The following is a 22,374-nucleotide window of genomic DNA, read 5'->3' on the forward strand; positions in this document are numbered from 1 at the left end:
CCACGCGGGGGCGACCGTCAGCTGCGGAGTTCGTCGAGCACTGCGTCGGTGAAGGCCGGCCAGGCCTCTGCGGCCCACGGGCCGAAGTCGCGGTCGGTGAGGGCGATGCAGGCCGCGTCCGCCACCGGGTCCACCCAGAGGAAGGTGCCGGACTGGCCGAAGTGGCCGAAGGTCTCGGGTGAGTTGGTGGTGCCCGTCCAGTGCGGGGACTTGTCGCCGCGGATCTCGAAGCCGAGGCCCCAGTCGTTGGGGCGGCGGTGGCCGAAGCCGGGCAGTACGCCGCTGAGTCCGGGGAAGGCGACCTCGCGGGTGGCGGTGTGCACCGTGGACGGGTCCAGCAGCTTGGGCGCCTGCAGCTCGGCGGCGAACCGCGCGAGGTCGGCCACCGTGGAGAGCCCGCCCGCGCCGGCGGGGGAGCGGTGCGCGGTGTTGAGCAGCGTCGCCCGCATCCCGAGCGGTTCGAACACCGCCTCCGCCGCGTACTGCGCGAAGTGGATGCCGGAGGCTGCGGTGAGCGCCTCGGCCAGTACGTCGAACCCGGCGTTCGAGTAAAGCCGCCGGGTGCCGGGCGCGGCCATCACCCGGCGCTCGTCGAAGGCCAGCCCCGAGGTGTGCGCCAGCAGGTGCCGCACCGTCGACCCCTCCGGGCCCGCCGGGTCGTCCAGCTCGAACACGCCCTCCTCGACCGCGACCAGCACGGTGTACGCGCTGAGCAGCTTGGTCACCGACGCCAGCGGGAACAGCCGCTCCTGCGGCCCGTTCTCGCCCAGCAGCGCGCCGTCCGCACCCCGTACCACCGCAGCCGCCGCGTTGGGCACCGGCCAGTCCTCGATCATCCGCAAGCTCTGCATGCGCCGACTCTAACGACTCACCCGGCGGTGCCGGAGTGGCAGGCTTGCTTGGAGTGCGCTCTAACTCTGTAACTTTTCATTCGTCGCCGAGAACCGGGAGTTACACGATGGCAACGCTCGCACCGATCCGCCTTGATCTGCTGAGCTGCAGCGAGGCCTTCAACACGGCGACCGCCGACGCGGACCGGAACCCCCGGCACAGCATCGGCGAGGTCTCCGCCGCGAGCGGGCTGACCGCCCACACCCTCCGCTGGTACGAGCGGATCGGTCTGCTCGACGCGGTCGACCGCTCGCACTCCGGCCAGCGCCGCTACAGCGACGCCGACCTGGCCCGGCTCGCCTTCCTCGGACGGCTGCGGCTGACCGGCATGCCGGTCGCCGACATGCTCCGCTATGTGGAGCTGGTCCGGGCCGGCGAGCACACCTACGACGACCGGCGCGACCTGCTGGTCGCCCACCGCGAGGAAGTCCGGCAGAAGATCGCCGATCTGCATGCGACCCTCGCCGTCCTCGACTACAAGATCGACCTGTACTCCCACAAGGCCGACACCCGCACCCCGCAAACCCGTACTCCCGCACGTATCGGAACAGACAGGAAGAGCGCATGAGCCTCCCCACCACCGTTCTCGGCACCAACGGCCCCACCGTCGGCATCCAGGGCCTCGGCTGCATGGGCATGAGCGAGTTCTACGGCCCCACCGACGCCGCCGAGGCGCTGGCGACGCTGGACTCCGCCCTGGAGCTCGGAGTCACCCTCTTCGACACCGCCGACGTGTACGGCTCCGGCGCGAACGAGGAGCTGATCGGCCCGTTCGTCCGGGCCAATCGCGACCAGGTCGTGCTGGCCACCAAGTTCGGCATCGAGCGCCGCGCGGACGACATCAGCTACCGGGGTTTCAACAACGACCCGGCGTACGTCCGGACCGCCGTGGACGCCTCGCTGCGCCGCCTCGGCGTGGACGTCATCGACGTCTACTACATGCACCGACGCGACCCCGCCGTCCCGCTCGCCGACTCGGTCGGGGCGATGGCGGAGCTGGTCCGGGCCGGCAAGGTGCGGCACCTCGGGCTCTCCGAGGTGACCGGTGACGAGCTGCGCGAGGCGTACGCCGTGCACCCGATCGCCGCCCTGCAGTCCGAGTGGTCGATCTTCTCCCGGGACGTCGAGCGGACGGCCGTCCCGGCCGCCGCCGAACTCGGCGTCGCCTTCGTGCCGTACTCGCCGCTCGGGCGCGGCTTCCTCACCGGCGCGTTCACCGCCGCCGAGGAGCTGAGCAAGGACGACTACCGCCGTCACCACCCGCAGTTCAGCGGCCCCAACGCGGCCCGGAACGCCGCCCTGGTGGCCCCGATCCAGAAGATCGCCGCAGGCAGGGGCGTCAGCGCCGCGCAGGTCGCACTCGCCTGGGTCCAGCAGCGCGCCGAGGTCCACGGCCTGACGGTCGTCCCGATCCCCGGCACCCGCAAGCGCACCCGGCTGGCCGAGAACACCGCAGCGGCCACCCTGCGGCTCACCACCGAGGAACTCGCCGAACTGGAGCCGATCGCGGCCCAGGTCGCCGGCAACCGCTACGCCGACATGACCTTCACCTCGGCGGGTCGGGAGTAGCGTTTCGCTTGGGGGCGCGGGGCTCTCCCCCGCGCCCCCGAATAGCTACGCCCGGCCGAGCCAGGCGGCCAGGCGGGTGTAGGCGTCGGCGTCGGCCGGGGCCGGGCGGACGAGGCCGAACGGGACCCCCGGGCCGCGTCGCTCGGCGGGCAGCGCGTACTCGGCGAACGCCAGTGCGACGTGGGCGAGTTCGTCGTCCAGGGTGGTGGCGGCGGTGTCGGTCGCCCGGGCCAGGTCCCAGGTGTGGGTGACCAGTTCCATGAAGTAGCCGCCCAGTGCGGCGCGGCCGGGCACCTCGCCCCACGGCACGACCGCCAGGCGGTCCAGCGTCGCGTCGTCCGCCCAGGCGGCGGTCATCCGGGCGCCGGCCCGGCCGAGTACGGCCGGCCAGGCGTCGTCGGCGGTCTCGCCGACCAGGGCGGGGACGTCCAGGGCGTAGCCGCCCTCGCCGACGTACGAGGCCCGGTGGATCCCGCCGACGGTGTGGCTCAGCAGTGCCCGTACGTCGAACTCATCGCAGGGGGTGGGCAGTTCGAGCTGGTTGGGGGTGATGGTGACGACCAGCTTCTCCAGTTGGCCGAGGGCGCGCCGGTAGAGCGGGCGGAGGTCGGTGGTGGCGTCCATGGGGTTAACTCCTCGGCTGCGTGCGGTGGTTCCTTACGAGGAGCACTCTGCCCGGGATACCTGACATCTACTGTCAGGTTTAACCTGACGTGGTGAAAGCCGACCGTTTGCTCTCGATCCTGCTGCTGCTCCAGACCCGGGGGCAGGTCCCGGCGGCCGAGCTCGCCGAGCGGTTGGAGGTCTCCGTCCGCACGGTCTACCGGGACGTCGACGCGCTGTCGGCGGCGGGGGTGCCGGTCTGGGCCGAGCGCGGGCGGCACGGCGGGATCAACCTGCTGCCGGGCTACCGCACCGATGTCACCGGGCTGACGAGCGACGAGGCCCGCGCGCTCTTCGTGCTCTCCTCACAGGGCGCGCACGACGCGCTCGGGCTGGGCGGCGCGATCGGTCCGGCGCTGCGCAAGGTGATGGCCGCGCTGCCCGCCCCGCACCGCCCGGCCGCCGAATTGACCAGTGAACGCATCCTGGTGGACCCGGCCCGCTGGCAGCGGATGGTACCGGCCGGCGCGGTCGACCTGGCCGAACTGCAGCGGGCCGTGCTCACCGACCGGCGGTTGGCGCTGCGTTACCGGCACAGCGGCTCGGCCGCGCCGCGCGAGTACACCGTCGACCCGTACGGGCTGGTGAGCAAGGCGGGCGTCTGGTACCTGGTGGCGGATCTGGTCGCCGAGCCGAGGCTGTTCCGGGTGGAGCGGGTGCTGGCGGCCGTGACCGAGGACGAACCGGTACGCCGCCGGGCCGGGCTCGGCCTGGCCGAGGTCTGGGCGGTGCTGCGCGAGCAGGTCGAACGGCGGCCGGTGGCGGTCCGGGTGGTGGCGCGGGTGCGCCGCGAGCGGCTCGACCTGGTCCTGCGGATTCATTCGGGGCTGCTGGTGGCGCCACCGAAACCCGCCGAAGGTGACTGGGCAGAGCTGGAGTTCGGGTTCGAGGCGCTCGGCGCGGTCCGTATGCTGCTGCCCTACGGCACCGACCTGGAGGTGCTCTCACCACCGCAGGCCCGGGCCGAACTGGCCCGCGTCGCAGCCGGGATCGCCGACCTCTACGGAGCGGCCGACCCGGCACGCTGACGGGTGCGGGCGCTGCCGGTTCAGCCGGTGGTCGGCGGGTGGCTGACGTTCTGGTAGTCGCCGAGCGCGATGGAGCCGAAGTTGTGCAGGCTGGCGGTGTTGGCGGCCAGGTAGCCGGTGTGGCCGGCCGCCCCGGCGGAGGAGACCTGCTGCGCGCCGAAGTCCGCGCCGGTCGGGTCGGCGCCGTGGCCGAGGCCACCCACCTCGAGGTACGGGACGTTGGCGATCCAGTCGGTGGGGTTGCGCGTCGCCCAGACCTGGACGCCGTTGCCCAGCTCGGCGGCGTCCTGGACTCCCATGCCGGGGCTGCCGAAGACGACCATGTCGGTGGTGGCCGCGCCGTCGTGGATCTTCGGGGCGGCCACGCCGCAGACCACCGAGCCGTAGCTGTGGCAGAACAGGGCCGGCGGGGAGTCCGGGCTGCTGGTCACGGCCAGTCCGTCGAGCAGGCGCTCCAGACGGGGTGCCGCGGCATCGGCGAGCCGGGAGGTCGCGGCGTCCGGGCCGAGGCCGGACGGGGTGACGTACCCCGTCCAGGCGATGACGGCGGTGTGGCTGCCCGGGGCCTGCCGGTGTTCCTCGGCGACCAGCGCGCGGGCCATCCCGGCGGGGGAGCGCAGCGGGTCGACGGACCGGTCGAAGCGGGCCAGGTCGGCGTCCGAGCCGGGGACCAGGACGGCGACCCGCTGGGCGCTGCCGAGATCGCCGTACACCTCGCTGACCAGGCCGCGCCCGCGCGGGTCGAAGGCCAGGATCTGGCGGCCCTTGTCGAGCAGGGCGTTGGTGTCGTTGGCGCGGGACAGTGCCAGCGCGCGGGTGTCGGCGTCGAGTTTCGGGTCGTTGGCCCGGGCCCGCGAGCGGTCGCTCTCGGCGGCGATGGCGAGCCGGTTGGCCTGGTAGCGCAGCGCGACGGGCGCGCCGTCGAGGTTGCCGACGACGAGCGGGTACTCGGCGATCAGCCGGGTGGTCTGCTCGGGGGTGAGCGAGGCGAAGAAGGCGGCGACGGTCCTGGCGTCGGCGGTGGCCGGGTCGGGGAGCGCCCGGCCGAGCGAGTGGTCCCCGACCCAGGCGGCGCTGCCGGCCGGCGGGGTGGTGATGGCGACCTGCTCGTTGGCGGCGGCGGCCTGGGCGGCGGCCGAGCCGGCGTCCACCAGTACCGCGGAGGCCGCGAAGGCCCCTATCAGGATGCGCTTGACCCGCCTGCGCTGCATGGCGCCAACTCCCTCGGACCCTTGACCTTCACAGCGGGCGGGGCCCGATGGTGGTACGACCGCCTACCTACTACTCGTCAGCCAGCGTAGGGGCTCCGAGCAGGGGGTGTGCAGAGTCTAAACTGTGGGAAGCCTCACACGTCCAATCGGGCTCGCCGGGCGCCCGCCCGTCGTATGGCGCGCTGCCGTACCGGCGGCTGATCGGCTGGTCAGAGCATCCGCTGATCGCTCCTACCGGCCGTGCCAGTCGCCCGCGAGGGCGGGGCCGAGCTGGTCGAAGTGACGCTCGATCAGGTTGATCATGGCCTCGGAGCCCGAGTTCTCCGTCTCCGTGCTCTCGTTCTCCGCGCTCCAGGACAGGTGTGCCGAGCGCAGGACGCCGCCGAAGACGGCCGCCATCACCCGGGGACGCAGGTCGGTGGCGGGGTCCAGGCCCTCGCGCTCGGCGAGGATGCCGGCGACGATCTGTTCCTGCTCGGTGATCCGGCGCAGGTGGGCGGCGAGCAGGGTGGGGGTGCTCTCGATCAGCTGGATCAGCTCCAGCGCCGCCGTGATGCTGCTCGGCCGGTCGTGCCGGGCGGTGCCGAGTTCGCGCCAGGTCAGGACGATGGCGCGGCGCAGGGCCCGCAGGGGGTTCTCGTCGGCGGGGCGCTCGCGGAGGTTGGCCACGAAGTGGTCCTCGGCGTCGGCCAGGATCGCGAGCGCGACCTCGTCCTTGTTGGCGAAGTACCGGAAGAAGGTCCGCTGCGAGACGTCCACGGCGGCGGCGATCTCGTCCACGGTGGTGCGGGCGTAGCCCTGTTCCAGGAAGAGCTGGTGGGCGGCTTCGACCAGGGCGTCCCGGGTGCGCCGCTTCTTGCGTTCGCGCAGGCCGAGCACCTGGTCGGGCTGGGTGGTGTCCGTGAGCTGCACGGCCATGGGGGAGCCTTCCGACGTCAGGTGATGGTCACCACGATAGCGGTCTGACATATGTCAGCCATTGGCAGAAGTCAGTGATTGTCTAATGGCAGAGACTGTCATAAGTTCGGGATGGGGTGGCGCCCGCCGGGCCGGAGGACTCGTGGGGACGGGTGGGCCGGGGTGCCGCCCCCGAATCACCTCGCCGAGTTCACCCCGGTCGCAGCCGGGGGTGGGCGGCGCAAGACTTGAAACAGAGATCAGGCCGCCGCACAGATTGCGGGAACACCCATGAGCTCACACGACGACGAGGTGCCTCCGGAGGGCGGACGGCTGCTCGCCGGGCGGTACCTGCTGGGGGCGAGCCTCGGCAGTGGCGGCATGGGGACGGTCTGGCTGGCCCGGGACCAGATGCTGGACCGCGAGGTCGCGGTGAAGGAGCTCAGCGTCAGCGGTGTGCCGGATTCCGAGCTGCCGGGGTTGCACTCCCGGATGCAGCAGGAGGCCAGGGCGGCGGCGCGGGTCAAGCATCCGAGCGTGATCACCGTCCACGATGTGCTGGAGCAGGACGGCCGGCCGTGGATCGTGATGGAGCTGATCGACGGGCGCTCGCTCGCCGAAGTGGTCGCCACCGAGGGCACCCTGCTGCCGCGCGACGCGGCCCGGGTCGGGGCACAGGTGGTGTCGGCGCTGGATGCGGCCCACCGGCTCGGCGTACTGCACCGGGACGTCAAACCCGCCAACGTGCTGCTGGAGCGCGGCGGGCGGGTGGTGCTCACCGACTTCGGCATCGCGATGCTGGAGGGCTCGCCCGGCCTCACGCGGACCGGTGACATCGTCGGCTCGCCCGACTACATCGCCCCCGAGCGGGTCATGGGCCACCGGCCCGGGCCCGAGTCCGACCTGTGGTCGTTGGGGGCGACGCTGTACGCGGCGGTGGAGGGACAGTCGCCGTTCCACCGGACGACGACCATGAGCACCCTGCAGGCCGTGATCACCGACCCGCTGCCGCCGCCCCGGAACGCGGGCCTGCTCACGCCGGTCATCGAGGCACTGCTGCGCAAGGACCCGGCGGAGCGGCCGACGGCGGGTCAGGCGCTGGCCCTGCTCCAGGAGGTGGCCACCGCCCGGACCTCCGGCACGGCGCTGCACGCCCCGACGGAGGCGGCCGACGCAGGGCTCTCCGCCACCCCGACCCGCTCGACCCCGCCGACCCCGCTGCCGGTACCAGTACCGCTCTCGGGGCCACCGCAGGGCCCGCCGTCGGGCCCGCCGTCCACGCCGACGCCGGTGCCGTTCCAGGCCGGGGCCGGGGACGACGGAAGGCGGCGGACCTGGCTGGTGCTGGTCGCCGCCGTGCTGGGCGTGCTGCTGGTCGGCGGGGTCGTCTTCGCAGTGGTCAACAGCAACTCGCACAAGGGCACCCCGGCGACCGTCACCGCCCCACTCCAGAGCGGCAGCCCCGCACCGGTCACCGTGACAGCGACCCCGACCCCGACCCCGACCCCCGCGTCGACCCCGACGCAGACCCCCACCCCCACGCCGACCCCGACCCCACCCCCCGCTCCTGCCGCGACGCAGACCGTCACGGCGGCCCCCGCCGGCTACAGCTGGACCGACGACCCGGCCGGGTTCCGCTTCGCGGTGCCCCAGGGCTGGACGCGCAGTGTGACGAACGGGCAGATCGACTACTCGCCGGACGGCGGCGTGCACCTGCTCCGCTTCGGCCTGACGCCCGGCGCGACGCAGAGCTCGCAGTCGCACTTCCTCCAGCTGGAACAGACCGTCGGCACGCTGCCCGACTACTCCCGGATCACCCTGCAGGCCGACACCTACCAGGGCCGCGACGGCGCCCTCTGGGAGTTCACCTGGACCGACTCCGGGCTCGGGCCCCGGCACGCCGCCGACCAGGCCTTCATCGCCGTGAACGGCACCGAGTACGCGATCTACGTCGGCTCGCCGGCCCAGGACTGGCCGACGGCCCAGCAGCAGTTCAGCACCGTACTGGGCACCTTCACCGTCAGCTGAGCTCGGCCGCCGCCCCCTGCGCCAGCTCCCGGGCCTCCCGGACGTACCGGACCCGCTCCTCCAGCTCGAGATCGGGGAAGTAGTCCTTGAGCCGCAGCTGCGCGTCCACCGGTGGCAGGTGCAGGTCCCGGAGCAGGAACCCGGCCCGCGCGATGATCTCGTCCCGCATGGTCTCCTCCAGTCGTACGAGGGATGCTACGTACCCGAAATCATCCGTTCGCCGCCCGGGCCTGTCCTGCCGGACTGCTCCTACCGGGCGCGGGGACTCCCCGAAAGCCCGAGGGCCGGACCCCAGAGAAGGAGTCCGGCCCTCAGTGTTTACAGGCTGATCAGGCTTCGCCGCCCGCAGCGCCCGGGTCGGCGGCGGCCACGTCCAGCAGCTGGTAGCGGTCGATCGCCTCCTTCAGCGCGTGCCGCTCGACCTTGCCCTGCTTGGCAAGCTCGGTGAGCACACCCAGGACCACCGACTGCGCGTCGATGTGGAAGAAGCGACGGGCAGCGCCACGGGTGTCGGCGAAGCCGAACCCGTCCGCACCCAGCGACTGCCAGGCACCCGGCACCCAGCGGGAGATCTGGTCCGGCACCGCGCGCATCCAGTCGGACACGGCGACGAACGGACCCTCCGAACCCTGGAGCTTGGACGTCACGTACGGGACGCGCTGCGGCTCCTCCGGGTGCAGCAGGTTGAACTCCTCGACCTCCACCGCGTCGCGGCGCAGCTCGTTCCAGGAGGTCGCCGACCAGACGTCGGCCGCCACGTTCCACTCCTCGGCGAGGATGCGCTGGGCCTCCAGGGCCCACGGCACCGCCACACCCGAGGCGAGGATCTGGGCCTTGATCTGACCCGCCGTGGCCGGCGCGTACTTGTGCAGACCCTTGAGGATGCCCTCGACGTCGACGTTCTCGGGCTCGGCCGGCATCCGGATCGGCTCGTTGTAGACCGTCATGTAGTAGAAGACGTCCTCGCCGTGCGGGTGCTCGGCCGTGGCGCCGTACATCCGCTTGATGCCGTCCTGCATGATGTGCGCGATCTCGAACCCGTACGCGGGGTCGTACGCGACGACGCCCGGGTTGGTCGAGGCGAGCAGCTGCGAGTGGCCGTCGGCGTGCTGCAGACCCTCACCCGTCAGCGTCGTACGACCGGCGGTCGCGCCGATCACGAAGCCGCGCGCGAGCTGGTCGGCCATCTGCCAGAACTGGTCACCGGTGCGCTGGAACCCGAACATCGAGTAGAAGACGTAGACCGGGATCAGCGGCTCGCCGTGCGTCGCGTACGACGAACCGGCGGCGATCAGCGAGGCGGTGCAGCCGGCCTCGGAGATGCCGTCGTGCAGCATCTGGCCGGTCGGCGACTCCTTGTAGGCGAGCAGCAGATCACGGTCGACCGACTCGTAGGTCTGGCCGAGCGGGTTGTAGATCTTCGCCGACGGGAAGAGCGAGTCCATGCCGAAGGTGCGGTACTCGTCGGGCGCGATCGGCACGAACCGGTTGCCGATGCCCTTGTCCCGCATCAGGTCCTTGAGCACCCGGACGAACGCCATGGTGGTGGCGATGGTCTGGTTGCCGGAACCCTTCTTGACCGCCTTGTAGGCGTCGTCGCCCGGGAGTTCCAGCATGCGCGGCCGCACCTTGCGGGTCGGCATGTAGCCGCCCAGCTCCTTGCGGCGGTCGTGCATGTACTGGATCTCTTCGGAGTCCTTGCCCGGGTGGTAGTAGGGCGGGTAGCCCTCGTCGAGCTGCTTGTCCGTGATCGGCAGGTGCAGCCGGTCGCGGAAGCGCTTGAGGTCCTCGGTCGTCAGCTTCTTCATCTGGTGGGTCGCGTTGCGGCCCTCGAAGTTCGGGCCGAGCGTCCAGCCCTTGACGGTCTGGGCGAGGATCACCGTCGGCTGGCCCTTGTGCTCGCGGGCCGCCTTGTACGCCGCGTAGACCTTGGCGTGGTCGTGACCGCCACGGCCCAGGTGCTGGATCTGGTGGTCGGTCATCGACTCGACCATCTGGCGCAGCCGCAGGTCGCCACCGAAGAAGTGGTCCCGGATGTACGCACCGGACTCGGTGGCGTACGTCTGGAACTGGCCGTCCGGGGTCGAGTTCAGCTTGTTGACCAGGATGCCGTCGCGGTCCTGGGCGAGCAGCGGGTCCCAGCTGCGGTCCCAGATCAGCTTGATGACGTTCCAGCCGGCGCCGCGGAACTGCGACTCCAGCTCCTGGATGATCTTGCCGTTGCCACGGACCGGGCCGTCGAGGCGCTGCAGGTTGCAGTTGACCACGAAGGTCAGGTTGTCCAGGCCCTCGCGGGCCGCCAGGGACAGCTGGCCGAGCGACTCGGGCTCGTCCATCTCGCCGTCGCCGAGGAAGGCGTACACGTGCGAGTCGGAGGTGTCCTTGATGCCCCGGTGCTCCAGGTACCGGTTCATCCGGGCCTGGTAGATCGCGCCGAGCGGGCCGAGGCCCATCGAGACGGTCGGGAACTCCCAGAAGTCCGGCATCAGCCGGGGGTGCGGGTAGCTCGAGAGACCGTACGGCGCCTTCGACTTCTCCTGGCGGAACGAGTCGAGCTGGCGCTCGCTCAGTCGGTCCAGCAGGAAGGCGCGGGCGTAGATGCCGGGGGAGGCGTGGCCCTGGAAGAAGATCTGGTCGCCGGACTCGCCGTCCGCGTCCTTGCCCCGGAAGAAGTAGTTGAAGCCCACGTCGTACAGCGACGCGGACGAGGCGAAGGTGGCGATGTGGCCACCGACACCGATCCCCGGGCGCTGCGCCCGGGACACCATCACGGCCGCGTTCCAGCGGGTCGCGTTGAGGACCTTGCGCTCGATCTCCTCGTTACCGGGGAAGAACGGCTCGTCCTTGGTGGCGATGGTGTTGACGTAGTCCGTGCTGCGCATCTCGGGCACGGCGACACGCTTCTCGCGGGCGCGCTCGATCAGGCGGAGCATCAGGTAACGGGCGCGCTCACGCCCCCGCTCGTCGATGGCCGCGTCGAGCGACTCCAGCCATTCCGCGGTCTCCTCGGGATCGAAGTCCGGGACCTGACTCGGAAGGCCGCCAATGATGATCGGGTTGCGATCGGATCCGGAAGCCACGCTGTTCCTTCACTGTCGGTCTGAGGTGTGTCGCGCCGCCTCCATCGTGTACCGCAACTCGGAGATCCGTCATCTCTACCGATGGGTAACCGTTCCGCCCACTGGGATTCCACTGGATGGCCCGGCAGGATGGCGCGCTTCGGGCAACTCTGCCGTCCGCTCACCACCGGGTGTTACGAAGAGGTGGTCCGACCTGTACCTGAGGTTTTTCAGGCTCTCGACCGTCCGATGGCGGCCGGTCGAGGTGAGGGCCAACAGGAGACTCTACGCCCGCCGGGAGGTGTAGCCCGAATGCCGTTCGCATCTCGGTCAGGTGCTCGGTCGGGCGTACGGTCCGTGAACCGTCACTGCCGGTACCTCCCGGACGACTGCCCGGCCGGTCGGCCCGTGCAGCATCATGGGGACGTACGGAAAAGGGCAAATCGGTGTGATTCCTGACACATCCATCGGCGTGTCCCGGTGTGGGACGTCAACCTTTGGGTGGGATCGGGGGGCGGGTACTTGCGCGAACCGCCCGTCCCGTGTGGACTACGGCCACAGACTCGGCATGGATGCCGAGCCGAATACTGGAGGTTATTCCCGTGAGCGCGACCGCGGACCCCGCGGACAAGTCCAACCCGGCGCACCGTCTCGGCTTCGCAGAGGGCCAGATCGTCCAGGAGCTCGGGTACGACGAAGACTGTGACCAGGAGCTCCGCGAGGGCATCGAGGAGGTCACTGGCACCGAACTCGTCGACGAGGACTACGACGACGTCGCCGACGCCGTCCTGCTGTGGCACCGCGAAGACGACGGGGATCTCACCGACTCCCTCGTCGACGCCTTGGAGTACCTGGCGGACGGCGGCCTGGTGTGGCTGCTGACCCCCAAGACGGGCCGTGACGGGCACGTCGAGGCGCATGAGATCGCCGATGCGGCCAGCACCGCCGGCCTTGCCCAGACCAGCTCGGCGTCCCTCGCCAAGGACTGGATGGGCACTCGCCTGGCTTCCCCGAAGGCGGCGAAGACCGGCAAGCGCTGACTTTCTCTCCCCGGACCTCGGGCTTTCCCCCGGACCTCGGGCCGGACCCCGCTGGAGCATTCTCCAGCGGGGTCCGGTCATTTCCCCGGGTCTACCTGTAGGTGACGCCGGTCGGCCTGTTCACCCAGGGCGAAATCCGGGTGGTCGGCCGCCGCCGGTCTCACCCGTTCGGCGGAATCACCCCGAACGGATGCAAGGATGCCGTTAGCCGCGTGGCTGCAGCGTGAGCCCCGGCATCCCTTGTACCCGTTTGCACCCGTTCAGGAAGGTCCCACCATGGCCATCGAGGTCGGCACCCAGGCTCCGGACTTCGAGCTGAAGAACCAGCACGGCGAGCTGGTCAAGCTCTCCGACTTCCAGGGCGAGAAGAACGTCGTCCTGGTCTTCTACCCGTTCGCCTTCACCGGCGTCTGCACGGGCGAGGTGTGCGCGATCCAGAAGGAGCTGCCGCGCCTGCAGAACGACAGCGTCCAGGTGCTCGCCGTCTCCGTCGACTCGCCGTTCACCCTCCGGGTCTTCGCCGAGCAGGAGAACCTGGCGTACCCGCTGCTCTCCGACTTCTGGCCGCACGGCGACGTCGCCAAGGCGTACGGCGTCTTCGACGAGGAGAAGGGCTGCGCGGTGCGCGGCACCTTCGTGATCGACAAGACCGGCGTGGTGCGCTGGTCGATCGTCAACGGCCTGCCGGACGCCCGCGACGAGCAGGCGTACCTCGCGGCGGTCGACGCGCTCTGAGCGGTGCCCTGACCGCCCCCGTGGGGCATCCCCGGCCCGGCCTGGCCGTGACTCCTTGCTGATCGACGCCGACTGATCGAGGCTGACTGATCGACGCTGACTGATCGACGCCGGTCGGCGTCTGCTGATGTCCTGCCGACATCGGTCGACATCGCTCGACGAGTTGCGGCCACGCCGGGCCGAGTCACAGTCGAACCAGGGAACCCGGTACTACGATCGGGCCGTTGTCAGGAGACAGTCGTCCGAATTTCCGCCTTTCGAGCAGACGGGCGACTGGGACCGCACTTCCCGGGGCACCACGGCGTGCCTCCCGATTCTTGGAGGACAAGTGGGTGTCAGCCTTAGCAAGGGCGGCAATGTCTCGCTCACCAAGGAGGCGCCCGGTCTGTCGGCCGTGCTCGTCGGCCTGGGCTGGGACGTCCGCACCACCACGGGGGCCGACTTCGACCTCGACGCCAGTGCGCTGCTCTGCAACGAGACAGGCAAGGTCGGCTCGGACGGCAACTTCGTCTTCTTCAACAACCTCACCAGCCCGGACGGCTCGGTCCAGCACACCGGGGACAACCTCACCGGTGAGGGCGAGGGCGACGACGAGGCGATCAAGGTCAACCTGGCGACGGTGCCGAGGGACGTCACGAAGATCGTGTTCCCGGTCTCGATCTACGACGCCGAGAACCGCCAGCAGAGCTTCGGCCAGGTCCGGAACGCCTTCATCCGGGTGGTCAACCAGGCCAACAACCAGGAGATCGCGCGGTACGACCTCTCCGAGGACGCCTCCACCGAGACGGCGATGGTCTTCGGCGAGCTGTACCGCAATGGCGAGGAGTGGAAGTTCCGCGCCATCGGCCAGGGGTACGCCTCCGGCCTGCGCGGTATCGCCCAGGACTTCGGGGTCAATGTCTGACCTCGTGATCTGACGCATAGTCTTGTAGGCCGGGGCCGGCCGGAGCGGATAGCACGCTCCCGCCGGCCCCGGCCTCTGCTGTTTCCGGGCCGGTCGCACGGCTGGTCGAGTGGTCGGCCGTACGGCTGCTCGACGGCCGGTCAGGTGGCCGGTCCCGGAGCTGTGAGGTGCGGAGTTCAGCAAGTTCAGCGGGGCGGTAAGCACCCGCTACGGGCTGCGGTGGCATACACCTGTGGTGAGCCCAACCGCGGCACCGTGGGGCACGCGAGAGTCGCGTGCCGTGATGACGGAGCCCCGGCGACGGGGGAACTGGAGGAAGTACAGCCATGAGTGTCACGCTCGCGAAGGGCGGGAACGTCTCGCTCACCAAGGCCGCGCCGAACCTGGCGCAGGTCCAGATCGGCCTGGGCTGGGACGCCCGCTCGACCACCGGCGCCCCCTTCGACCTCGACGCCAGCGCCCTGCTCTGCAGCGGCGGCAAGGTGATGGGTGACGAGTACTTCGTCTTCTACAACAACCTGAAGAGCCCGGAGGGTTCGGTCGAGCACCAGGGTGACAACCTCACCGGTGGCGACGGGGGCGACGACGAGGTGGTCGTGGTCAGGCTCGACCAGGTGCCGGTGCAGGTCGACAAGGTGGTCTTCGCCGTCTCGATCTACGACGCCGAGGCCAGGCTGCAGAGCTTCGGCCAGGTCGGCAACGCGTACATCCGGGTGGTCAACGTCACCGACGGCCAGGAGATCGCCCGTTACGACCTCACCGAGGACGCCTCCAGCGAGACGGCGATGATCTTCGGCGAGCTCTACCGCTACCAGGGCGAGTGGAAGTTCCGCGCGGTCGGCCAGGGGTACGCCTCGGGCCTGCGTGGCATCGCGCTGGATTTCGGGGTAAACGTACAGTAAAGCTAATGCCATGGGCAGGATCTGACGCCGGGTCGTCCTGGTCGGGAAGTCGTCCCGGCCAGGACGCGCGGGTCCGGTCCTCCTCGAATTCGAAAGGTAACCGACTCCGTGTTCCTCCGTACATTCAGATGGTCCTTCGCCATTACGGCTGCTGGTCTGATCGCCGCAGGACTGATCTGGGGGGCCGAGGGATTCGGCGTCGTCCTGCTCCTCTCGATCCTTGAGATCTCCCTGTCGTTCGACAACGCGGTCGTCAACGCGACCGTTCTGAAGCGGATGAATCCGTTCTGGCAGAAGATCTTTCTCACCATCGGCGTACTGATCGCCGTCTTCGGTATGCGCCTCGTTTTCCCCCTGCTGGTGGTGGGGCTGACGGCGCATCTGAATCCGGCCACCGTCATCGAGCTGGCTCTGGACTCGAGCAGGACCTACAACGGCCACACCTACGGCGAATTCCTGGCGCTGGCCAATCCGGCCATCGCGGCCTTCGGCGGCATCTTCCTGCTGATGATCTTTCTCGACTTCATACTGGAGGAGAAGGAGTTCAACTGGCTGAGCTGGCTGGAGAGGCCGATGGAGCGGGCCGGCGCGCTCGACGCACTCTCCTCGGTGACCGCCCTGGTGCTGCTCGCCGTGGCGGCGAACCGGTTTGCCGGAGACCATGCCGAAACGGTCCTGCTCGCCGGGCTGCTCGGCCTGGCCACCTACCTCGCCGTCAACGGCCTCTCCAGCGTCTTCGAATCGGGCCTGGAGGACGAGGAAGCCGCCGAGGAAGAGGCGGCCGCGAGCGGACGGTCGATCGTCCGGGTGGCCGGGAAGGCCGCGTTCTTCCTGTTCCTGTACCTGGAGGTGCTCGACGCCTCGTTCTCGTTCGACGGCGTGGTCGGGGCCTTCGCGATCTCCCAGAACATCTTCCAGATCGCCCTGGGCCTGGGCATCGGCGCCCTGTACATCCGCTCGCTGACGGTCTACCTGGTGCGCAAGGGAACGTTGGACGACTACGTCTACCTGGAGCACGGCGCGCACTACGCGATCGGTGCGCTGGCGCTGATCCTGCTGGTCTCGATCGAGTACCACGTGCCGGAGATCGCCACCGGACTGATCGGCGTCGCCTTCATCGGTGCTGCCCTGGTCACGTCGATGGTCCGCAACAGGCGGGAACAGGAACTGGGGGCCGGCACCGCCGACTGACGCCCGCAGCGTGGCCGCCGGTCGCCGGCCGCCGGTCATCGGTCGTCGCCCGCATGCCAACGGCCCCTCGCACGGTTCGCGTGCGAGGGGCCGTTTCGTGTGGTGGCGCGGTAGGCGGCCTGCGGTGTGCCGGTCAGCCGAGCTGGCGCTCGATGGCGGCGAGCTTGCGCTCCAGCGAGTCCAGGGAGTCCAGCTTCGGCATCGCCAGCGTGTCGTCGTCCGAGGTCAGGTCGATGCTGCTGTAGCTGCTGACGGCCGCGCGGGGGCGGCGTCCGGCGCTCAGCGCCGCGGGTTCGAGCGCGGAGGGACCGACCTTGGCCATCGGGTCTTCGGCTAGGGCAGGCTCCGAAGCGGGCTGGCCGTCTCCGGCACCGGCTGCGGTGAGTGCGGGCACCTGACGGCCGCCCCGGGCTCGGGAGAGCATGCCGCTCTGGCGGGAGATGGCCTTCAGCTCGGCGCGCTCGCGGCGGTCGGCGTTGCGGGCGCGAAGCTTCGCGTCCTGCTTGGCCTGGCGGTCCTCGCGGACCTCCTCGACGGCCTCGTCCAGGCTGCGCACGTTCTCCAGCAGCATCAGGGACCAGGCGGCGAAGGTCTCGCGCGGCGCGCGGATCCAGCGGACGATGCGGATCTGCGGCAGCGGACGGGGGATCAGGCCCTGCTCGCGCAGGGCGGCCCGGCGGGTCTGCTTGAGCGCGCGGTCGAAGAGGATCGCGGCCGAGATCGACATGCCGGAGAAGAACTGCGGGGCGCCGTCGTGCCCGCCACCGCGCGGCGCGTGCACCCAGTTGAACCAGGCCGAGGCGACCGCGAACACCCAGACCAGCAGGCGGGAGCCGAGTGCGGCGTCACCGTGGCTGGCCTCACGCACGGCGAGGACCGAGCAGAACATCGCCGCGCCGTCCAGGCCGAACGGGACGAGGTACTCCCAGCCGCCGGAGAGGCCCAGGTTCTCCATGCCGAAGCCCACCAGGCCGTGGAAGGAGAGCGCTGCCGCGACACCGGCGCAGCAGAACAGCAGCACGTAGGAGGCGATCCCGTAGACCATCTCCTTGCGGCGGCGGCGCTCCTCGGTGCGCTCCCAGGAGTCACCGCCCTCGTCGGCCTTGGTGCTCTTGACGCGCAGGGTCGCCAACAGGACGGCGATCAGCAGCAGGACTGCGCCGCCGATGATCGTCCAGGTCAGCTGTATGGAGGAGAGGTTCATTGCGGGTTGGGCCTCGGCTTTCCGCAGTTCGGGGCAGGGCAGCGGCGCCGGAGGCCGGCCGCGCCGAGGGGCGCCACCGCCGTCCACCGCGGCACCGTGGAACGGGCAGGGGGGTGTGATCGCTGTGCGGCACAGGGCCGCCCTCCCTCGGGCGCGCCGGGCCTGACGGTGCGTCGCTGCCACCGGGGCGCCGGGCGTACCCGTCCAGGAGGGAAAGTACACCTGTGCGGCTAGACGATATCGCGTCCGGGGGAACCGCAGCGTACGGGAGATGACTATTGGTCTGCCAGTCCGGTGACGAGGGGACCTGACGGTATCTCTGGAGCCTCGGTCCGGTGGGTCCGGCCCGCCTCGGTGGCTGGTCCCGGTGCATCGGTTCGGGGACGCTCGGGCGGGTCCTATGGTCTTGGAGGCCGTTTCCCGGGCACGATGGGAGGGTGGCCGACGGATCATGGGGTGTCGGCCGGTGGGCAGGGCGGCTTGGGGAGGACACGATGGTCTCGGTCTGGGGTTTTCTTAGGGGGGACCGGAACACCTTCGACAACACCTACTCCGGGGGTCAGCAGAAGATCACGCTGACCAAGTCGCAGCCGCACCACGCGATCACGGGCCAGGCCGCCACCACCGGCTACCTGTACGTCAACCTGCACTGGCAGACCAGGGCGTCGTCGCCGTCGACCAGGGGAGCGCTGCGCAAGCTCTTCGACCTGCGGATCCTGCGGCCGATGGAGCCCGACACCCAGCAGCGCCAGAGCCAGCAGGTCAACGTCGACCTCGACCTCGCCTGCATGTACGAACTCGCCGACGGCACAAGGGGTGTGGTGCAGCCGCTGGGCAAGTTCTTCGGCGATCTGCAGCGGCCGCCGTACATCAAGCTCAGCGGCGACGACGTGTACGGAGCGCCCTCCGGCGAGACGATGTACATCAACCTGGAGAAGAAGGACCAGTTCAAGCGGCTGCTGGTCTTCGTCTACATCTACGACGACACGCCCGCCTTCGACAAGACGCACGCGACCGTCACCATCGTGCCGCAGAGCGGTCCCCGTCTGGAGATCCAGTTGGACGAGCGGGCGGCGGCGGCCCGTTCGTGTGCGGTGGTGCTGATCGAGAACACCGGGGACGGCCAGCTGACGGTCCGTCGGGAGGTGCGGTACGTGCACGGCTTCCAGTCGGACCTGGACCGGCTGTACGGGTTCGGGATGCAGTGGCAGCGCGGGTACAAGACGGAGTAGGCAGGCGCTTGAGCGCTGTTGGGGCGTGGTGTGGGCGTCGTTCGCAGGCCGTCAGCGGGGTTGGAACTGCGGGCCCTGCAGGGGCAGGACGATGGGCGCCTGCTCCTGGTGGTGGGGTTGCTGCTGCTGTTGCGGGGCCTGCTGCTGGGGGGCTTGCTGTTGCTGTGCGGCCTGTTGCTGCGGGGGCTGGGGCGGCGGTGGCGGGTAGCCGTACCCGTAGCTCGGCGGGGGCTGCTGGGGTGGGTAGCCGTAGCTTGGTTGCTGTTGCTGTTGCTGTTGCTGTTGCTGCGGCTGTTGCGGTTGCTGGTGATGTTGCTGTGTCTGCTGGGGGTAGCCGTACGCCGCCGCCGGGGCGGCCTGCTGGTAGGTGTAGCCGGGCTGCTGCGGGGGGAGCGGCGGGGGCAGGGGCGGTGCGCTGGGCATTGGGACGGCGGGTGCCAGCGTGTATGTGCCCGGCTCGTCGCGAGGGTCCGGCTGGGTGGTGGGACGGCTGCCCGGGGTGTCCTCGTCGTCGACCGCGATGCCGAAGTCGGTGGCCAGCCCGCCGAGCCCGGCGGCGTAGCCCTGGCCGATCGCGCGGAACTTCCAGCCCCCGTCCCGTCGGTACAGCTCGGCGGCCACCAGTGCGCTGACCTCGCCGGTGTCCGTGACGGCGAACTCGGCGATCGGTTCGATGCTCTCGGTCAGTACGGTCGTCGTCGCCCTGCCGGTGTCGTGCAGCAGCAGCCGCAGTTGGGCGACCGCCGGGAAGGTGCCCCCCTCGGCCGACGCCGCCAGGACGACCCGCTCCACCTCGGGCGGCAGCTGGGCGAGGTCGACCTCGACGAGGTCGGACACCTCGCCCCCGCCGGCCGGCTGCTGCTTGGGCAGGTGCCGGACCAGCCCCGAGGGGTGGCTGGGCTGGTTGTAGAAGACGAAGTCGGCGTCCGACCTGACCTTGCCGCCCGGGCCGAGCAGCAGCGCGGACACGTCCACGTCCGGCGAGCCGGGAGTCGCGTTCCAGCGCAGCACGGCGCGCACGGAGGCTGCGGTCAGCGAGATGTTGGCGCCTTTGGCCATCACGTGCGTCATGGCGAACCATCCTGCCCGTTCGCCACCCATTCGGACAATGCGGGCCCCGGTCTGACGGAGGCGCCCGGTGCGCTGTCCGGTGGGAGGTGCTCTGTGCTCGGGCGGCGGGGTTGGACCGGTCGGTCTCAGCCGCAGCACCCGCCGCCGCAGCAGCCACCGCCTCCGGACGGCGGGGCGGAGGCGGCGGACGTGCCGCTGCCCGTCACGGCGACGGCGGAGAGCAGCTTGACGGTGTCCGAGTGGCCGTCCGGGCAGACGGCCGGGTCGTTGGCCTGGGCCATGGCGCGGCGGAGTTCGAAGGTGGCTCCGCAGGAGCGGCAGCGGAAGTCGTAGCGAGGCATGACGGCAGCGTACCCAGCCGGTGGCTCAGGATGCAGGCTGGCTCTCCAGCCGGCGCTCCGCCTCCGGCCGGCGTTCTGCCTCCGGTCGGTGCTGAGCCTCCTGGCGGTCACGCTTCTCCCGGATGTACACCTGCTTGCGCACCCGTGCGACGATCGTGCCGTCCGCGCCCAGGACTTCGGTGTCGAACCAGACCAGCGCCTTCTTGCCGTCCCGCGTCAGCTCGCGGATCTCGTCCAGCCGGTCCTCGGTGAGCACGAACTCCGCGAAGACGTCACCGCGTCCGGGCGACACGAACTCGATCTCGGCGGCGCTGTCCCAGACGACGTAGCCCCGACCGAGGTTCTCCATCACCAGCAGCATCCAGAACGGGTCGGTCATCGCGAAGAGCGAGCCGCCGAAGTGGGTGCCGACGTAGTTGCGGTTGAGGCGCCCGAGGCGCAGCCGTACCTTCGCCGAGCGGAAGTCCTCCGCGATGGCCAGGACGCGGATACCCGCGAACAGGAACGGCGGCCAGAAGTTGATCCCGCGCCGGAAGGTGGAGGCGCTCATCGCGCGCTTACGTGCTGCCATGAGGCGACTCTAGCAAGGTAGTTACTCGCGAGTAACGTGACCTGGATCACTCTCGGGTGTGGTGTGTCAGTGGCGTGGTGTGTCAGTGACCGCTCCGGATCATCGCCACCACCTGCGCGGCCGTCTCGCGCACCGCCGCCAGTTCGGTGAGGAAGTGCCAGTAGTCCGGGTGCCGGCCCGCCGAGTCGAGGGAGGCCACTGCGCGGTCCAGCCGGGCCACCGCCGCGTCCAGCGGCGTGGCGTGGCGCGGATCCGGGGCCTGGCGGCCGGCCATCGCCAGCCGCTGGGCGTCGCGTACGGCGAAGCGGGCCCGTTCGATCTCCCGGTGCGGGTCGTGCTCGACCTCGTTCAGCTGCCTCAGTCGCTCCGCCACCGCCGCCACCGAGCCGTCGGCGGTCTCCAGCAGCGTGCGGACGGTTCCGATGGCGGTGGTGGCGTCCGGCCAGCGCTGCTCGTCACGGGCCCGCGCCGCCTCGGACAGCTGCTGCCGCGCCTGCCGTACCGCCTCGACGGTCTGCGTCGGCACCTGCTGGAGGTCCTGCCAGCACGCGGCACTGAAGCGCCGCCGCAGCTCGCTCAACACGGGCTCGACCGTCCCGGCCCTGGTCTCCAGCGCCTGGGTACGTGTCCGCAGACTGGCGAGCCGCCGGTCGGTCTCCCGGGCCCGCTCCGGCAGTTGCTCCGCGGCGCTCCGGACGGCGTCGGCGCGCTGCGCGACGTCGTCGGCCCGCTGGAGCGTCCCGGCGACCCCGTGCTTGGCCACGCCCTCGTTCAGCCGTCCGAGCTCCGGGGCGAGCTGGGCAAGCCCGGCCGCCAGGTCGTCCGCCCTCAGCCCGGCCGCCCGGACGGCCTCCAGCGCGGTCGTCGCCGCCAGCAGCGCCCGCTTCGCCTTCTCCACGGCCGGGGCGACCCGGACCAGTTGGGCCTCGGCGTGCTGCACCAGCGGTTGCAGCCGCTGGAGGAAGTTGGTCAGTTCGGTCTGCTTCGCCGCCAGCTCGCGCCGGGCCTGCTCCAGCTGCTGCTGCGCCTGCCAGGCCACCGAGGGGTCGAGCTCCGGGGCGTCCAGGTCATGGGCGTCCAATGCGGCCAGATAGGCCACCGTCACCTGGTCGATCCGGGTCGAGATGTCCTGGAAGTCGCTCAGCGCCTTCCGTGCCGTACCGCTGTCCTCGGCGGCGCGCACCGTCTCCACCGCCAGCAGCACGTCACGCTGGGTCGAGTCCAGCTCGTAGAACGCCTCCTGCGCCGCATCCCGAGCCGCCCTGGCCGCCGCCTGCTGCCCGTCGTTCCGCTGCCGCCACCAGCCGCCCCGCCCGCCACCGCCGCCGGCCACCCTCACGCCACGCTCCCTGCTGAGCCACGCACGCCCGATCCACCGCCCGATCCACGCCCATTCTCGCCGATCCCCGCCCTCACCCGGCACCCCGCCCGCCCCACCCATCGCAAAACCTGCACCACATCACCCGCTGGACCAGGTAGTCTTGCCTCTCGTCGTACGCCGCCGGTCCGCCCGGCGCGCCGCGACTCGGGGTGCGTAGCTCAGTGGTAGAGCGCTGCTCTTACAAAGCAGATGTCGGCGGTTCGAAACCGTCCGCGCCCACCTAAAACAGCCGTATTTTCAGGCCAAAACGGAAAATCGGGGCGCATTTCCTCCGTCCTCGCGTTTACGGGCTCCCCACTCTCTGTCCCGTTTCGCCGCAGGTCAGAGCCTCTTTGGCGCTCTTGATGACATCTGCTCCGAGAATGCGGCGTTCAGGCCCTCTCGTGGCTCCGATCTGGAGAACTGGCAGGTCAGGGCGGGGTTTTCGGGGTAGCTGATCTCTTCCAAGGCAACACC

21 protein-coding genes and 1 tRNA gene are annotated in these 22,374 nt (G+C 70.5%); 11 read left to right on the plus strand and 11 right to left on the minus strand.

The features are described 5' to 3' along the window. Nucleotides 1–17: 17 nt before the first annotated feature. Complete coding sequence (locus tag P3T29_RS02470; RefSeq protein WP_280714538.1) at nt 18–851, minus strand: serine hydrolase domain-containing protein; 834 nt, start codon at nt 849–851, stop codon at nt 18–20. Nucleotides 852–958: 107 nt separating this feature from the next. On the opposite strand from P3T29_RS02470, the gene P3T29_RS02475 reads away from it, so the two are divergent. Both P3T29_RS02475 and P3T29_RS02480 read left to right on the plus strand, forming a co-directional pair. After that, a complete protein-coding gene (locus P3T29_RS02475; RefSeq protein WP_280714539.1) occupies nt 959–1,459 on the plus strand; it encodes a MerR family transcriptional regulator in 501 nt (166 codons plus the stop codon). After that, nucleotides 1,456–2,460: an aldo/keto reductase gene (locus P3T29_RS02480; RefSeq protein ID WP_280714540.1), complete on the plus strand. Its 1,005-nt coding sequence runs from the start codon at nt 1,456–1,458 to the stop codon at nt 2,458–2,460. Before P3T29_RS02475 ends, P3T29_RS02480 begins: the two co-directional genes overlap by 4 nt. A gap of 45 nt (nt 2,461–2,505) precedes the next feature. Here P3T29_RS02480 and P3T29_RS02485 read toward each other — a convergent pair whose 3' ends face one another. Beyond that, on the minus strand, nt 2,506–3,084 hold the full coding sequence (locus tag P3T29_RS02485; RefSeq protein ID WP_280714541.1) for a TIGR03086 family metal-binding protein: 579 nt from the start codon (nt 3,082–3,084) through the stop codon (nt 2,506–2,508). A 92-nt stretch (nt 3,085–3,176) separates the two neighbouring features. On the opposite strand from P3T29_RS02485, the gene P3T29_RS02490 reads away from it, so the two are divergent. Further along, nucleotides 3,177–4,151 (plus strand): WYL domain-containing protein, encoded by a 975-nt coding sequence (locus P3T29_RS02490; protein WP_280714542.1) that lies wholly within the window; start codon nt 3,177–3,179, stop codon nt 4,149–4,151. Nucleotides 4,152–4,171: 20 nt separating this feature from the next. Here P3T29_RS02490 and P3T29_RS02495 read toward each other — a convergent pair whose 3' ends face one another. After that, nucleotides 4,172–5,362, minus strand: coding sequence for an alpha/beta hydrolase (locus tag P3T29_RS02495; RefSeq protein WP_280714543.1), 1,191 nt, complete (start codon nt 5,360–5,362; stop codon nt 4,172–4,174). Nucleotides 5,363–5,593: 231 nt separating this feature from the next. Continuing rightward, on the minus strand, nt 5,594–6,280 hold the full coding sequence (locus P3T29_RS02500) for a TetR family transcriptional regulator (protein ID WP_280714544.1): 687 nt from the start codon (nt 6,278–6,280) through the stop codon (nt 5,594–5,596). A gap of 270 nt (nt 6,281–6,550) precedes the next feature. On the opposite strand from P3T29_RS02500, the gene P3T29_RS02505 reads away from it, so the two are divergent. After that, on the plus strand, nt 6,551–8,287 hold the full coding sequence (locus P3T29_RS02505) for a serine/threonine-protein kinase (protein WP_280714545.1): 1,737 nt from the start codon (nt 6,551–6,553) through the stop codon (nt 8,285–8,287). Here P3T29_RS02505 and P3T29_RS02510 read toward each other — a convergent pair. After that, complete coding sequence (locus P3T29_RS02510; RefSeq protein WP_280714546.1) at nt 8,280–8,456, minus strand: hypothetical protein; 177 nt, start codon at nt 8,454–8,456, stop codon at nt 8,280–8,282. The genes P3T29_RS02505 and P3T29_RS02510 overlap by 8 nt on opposite strands. 160 nt (nt 8,457–8,616) lie before the next feature. Beyond that, the gene (aceE, locus tag P3T29_RS02515; protein ID WP_280714547.1) at nt 8,617–11,367 is read right to left on the minus strand and encodes a pyruvate dehydrogenase (acetyl-transferring), homodimeric type; all 2,751 of its coding nucleotides are present in this window, start codon (nt 11,365–11,367) and stop codon (nt 8,617–8,619) included. Between the two features lie 581 nt (nt 11,368–11,948). On the opposite strand from aceE, the gene P3T29_RS02520 reads away from it, so the two are divergent. The 5 genes from P3T29_RS02520 to P3T29_RS02540 all read left to right on the plus strand — a co-directional run bounded on the left by P3T29_RS02520 (nt 11,949) and on the right by P3T29_RS02540 (nt 16,118). Beyond that, on the plus strand, nt 11,949–12,386 hold the full coding sequence (locus tag P3T29_RS02520) for a DUF3052 domain-containing protein (RefSeq protein WP_280714548.1): 438 nt from the start codon (nt 11,949–11,951) through the stop codon (nt 12,384–12,386). 276 nt (nt 12,387–12,662) lie between these two features. After that, entirely contained in the window at nt 12,663–13,121 is a 459-nt protein-coding gene (locus P3T29_RS02525; RefSeq protein ID WP_280714549.1) for a peroxiredoxin, read from the plus strand. A 328-nt stretch (nt 13,122–13,449) separates the two neighbouring features. Next, nucleotides 13,450–14,025, plus strand: coding sequence for a TerD family protein (locus P3T29_RS02530; RefSeq protein ID WP_280714550.1), 576 nt, complete (start codon nt 13,450–13,452; stop codon nt 14,023–14,025). 326 nt (nt 14,026–14,351) lie between these two features. Further along, nucleotides 14,352–14,927: a TerD family protein gene (locus P3T29_RS02535; RefSeq protein ID WP_280714551.1), complete on the plus strand. Its 576-nt coding sequence runs from the start codon at nt 14,352–14,354 to the stop codon at nt 14,925–14,927. A 108-nt stretch (nt 14,928–15,035) separates the two neighbouring features. Beyond that, the gene (locus P3T29_RS02540) at nt 15,036–16,118 is read left to right on the plus strand and encodes a DUF475 domain-containing protein (protein WP_280714552.1); all 1,083 of its coding nucleotides are present in this window, start codon (nt 15,036–15,038) and stop codon (nt 16,116–16,118) included. Nucleotides 16,119–16,251: 133 nt separating this feature from the next. On the opposite strand, the gene P3T29_RS02545 is transcribed toward P3T29_RS02540, so the two are convergent. After that, nucleotides 16,252–17,322, minus strand: coding sequence for a DUF2637 domain-containing protein (locus tag P3T29_RS02545; RefSeq protein WP_280714553.1), 1,071 nt, complete (start codon nt 17,320–17,322; stop codon nt 16,252–16,254). Nucleotides 17,323–17,816: 494 nt separating this feature from the next. Between P3T29_RS02545 and P3T29_RS02550 the strand changes: the two genes are divergently transcribed. Beyond that, a complete protein-coding gene (locus P3T29_RS02550) occupies nt 17,817–18,554 on the plus strand; it encodes a Tellurium resistance (RefSeq protein ID WP_280714554.1) in 738 nt (245 codons plus the stop codon). A gap of 51 nt (nt 18,555–18,605) precedes the next feature. Here the strand turns inward: P3T29_RS02550 and P3T29_RS02555 are convergent, their stop codons facing one another. The 4 genes from P3T29_RS02555 to P3T29_RS02570 form a co-directional block, all read right to left on the minus strand. Further along, nucleotides 18,606–19,625, minus strand: a complete 1,020-nt coding sequence (locus tag P3T29_RS02555) for a TerD family protein (protein WP_280714555.1) — start codon at nt 19,623–19,625, stop codon at nt 18,606–18,608. A gap of 125 nt (nt 19,626–19,750) precedes the next feature. Then, nucleotides 19,751–19,966 (minus strand): zinc ribbon domain-containing protein, encoded by a 216-nt coding sequence (locus tag P3T29_RS02560; RefSeq protein WP_280714556.1) that lies wholly within the window; start codon nt 19,964–19,966, stop codon nt 19,751–19,753. Nucleotides 19,967–19,991: 25 nt separating this feature from the next. Next, the gene (locus P3T29_RS02565) at nt 19,992–20,537 is read right to left on the minus strand and encodes a DUF4442 domain-containing protein (protein ID WP_280714557.1); all 546 of its coding nucleotides are present in this window, start codon (nt 20,535–20,537) and stop codon (nt 19,992–19,994) included. Between the two features lie 82 nt (nt 20,538–20,619). Next, on the minus strand, nt 20,620–21,876 hold the full coding sequence (locus P3T29_RS02570) for a hypothetical protein (RefSeq protein ID WP_280714558.1): 1,257 nt from the start codon (nt 21,874–21,876) through the stop codon (nt 20,620–20,622). Nucleotides 21,877–22,065: 189 nt separating this feature from the next. Here P3T29_RS02570 and P3T29_RS02575 point away from each other — a divergent pair. Then, a tRNA-Val gene (locus tag P3T29_RS02575) sits at nt 22,066–22,137 on the plus strand. Nucleotides 22,138–22,374 lie beyond the last annotated feature (237 nt).

The sequence above is a fragment of the Kitasatospora sp. MAP5-34 genome (assembly GCF_029894335.1).
Taxonomy (GTDB): domain Bacteria; phylum Actinomycetota; class Actinomycetes; order Streptomycetales; family Streptomycetaceae; genus Kitasatospora.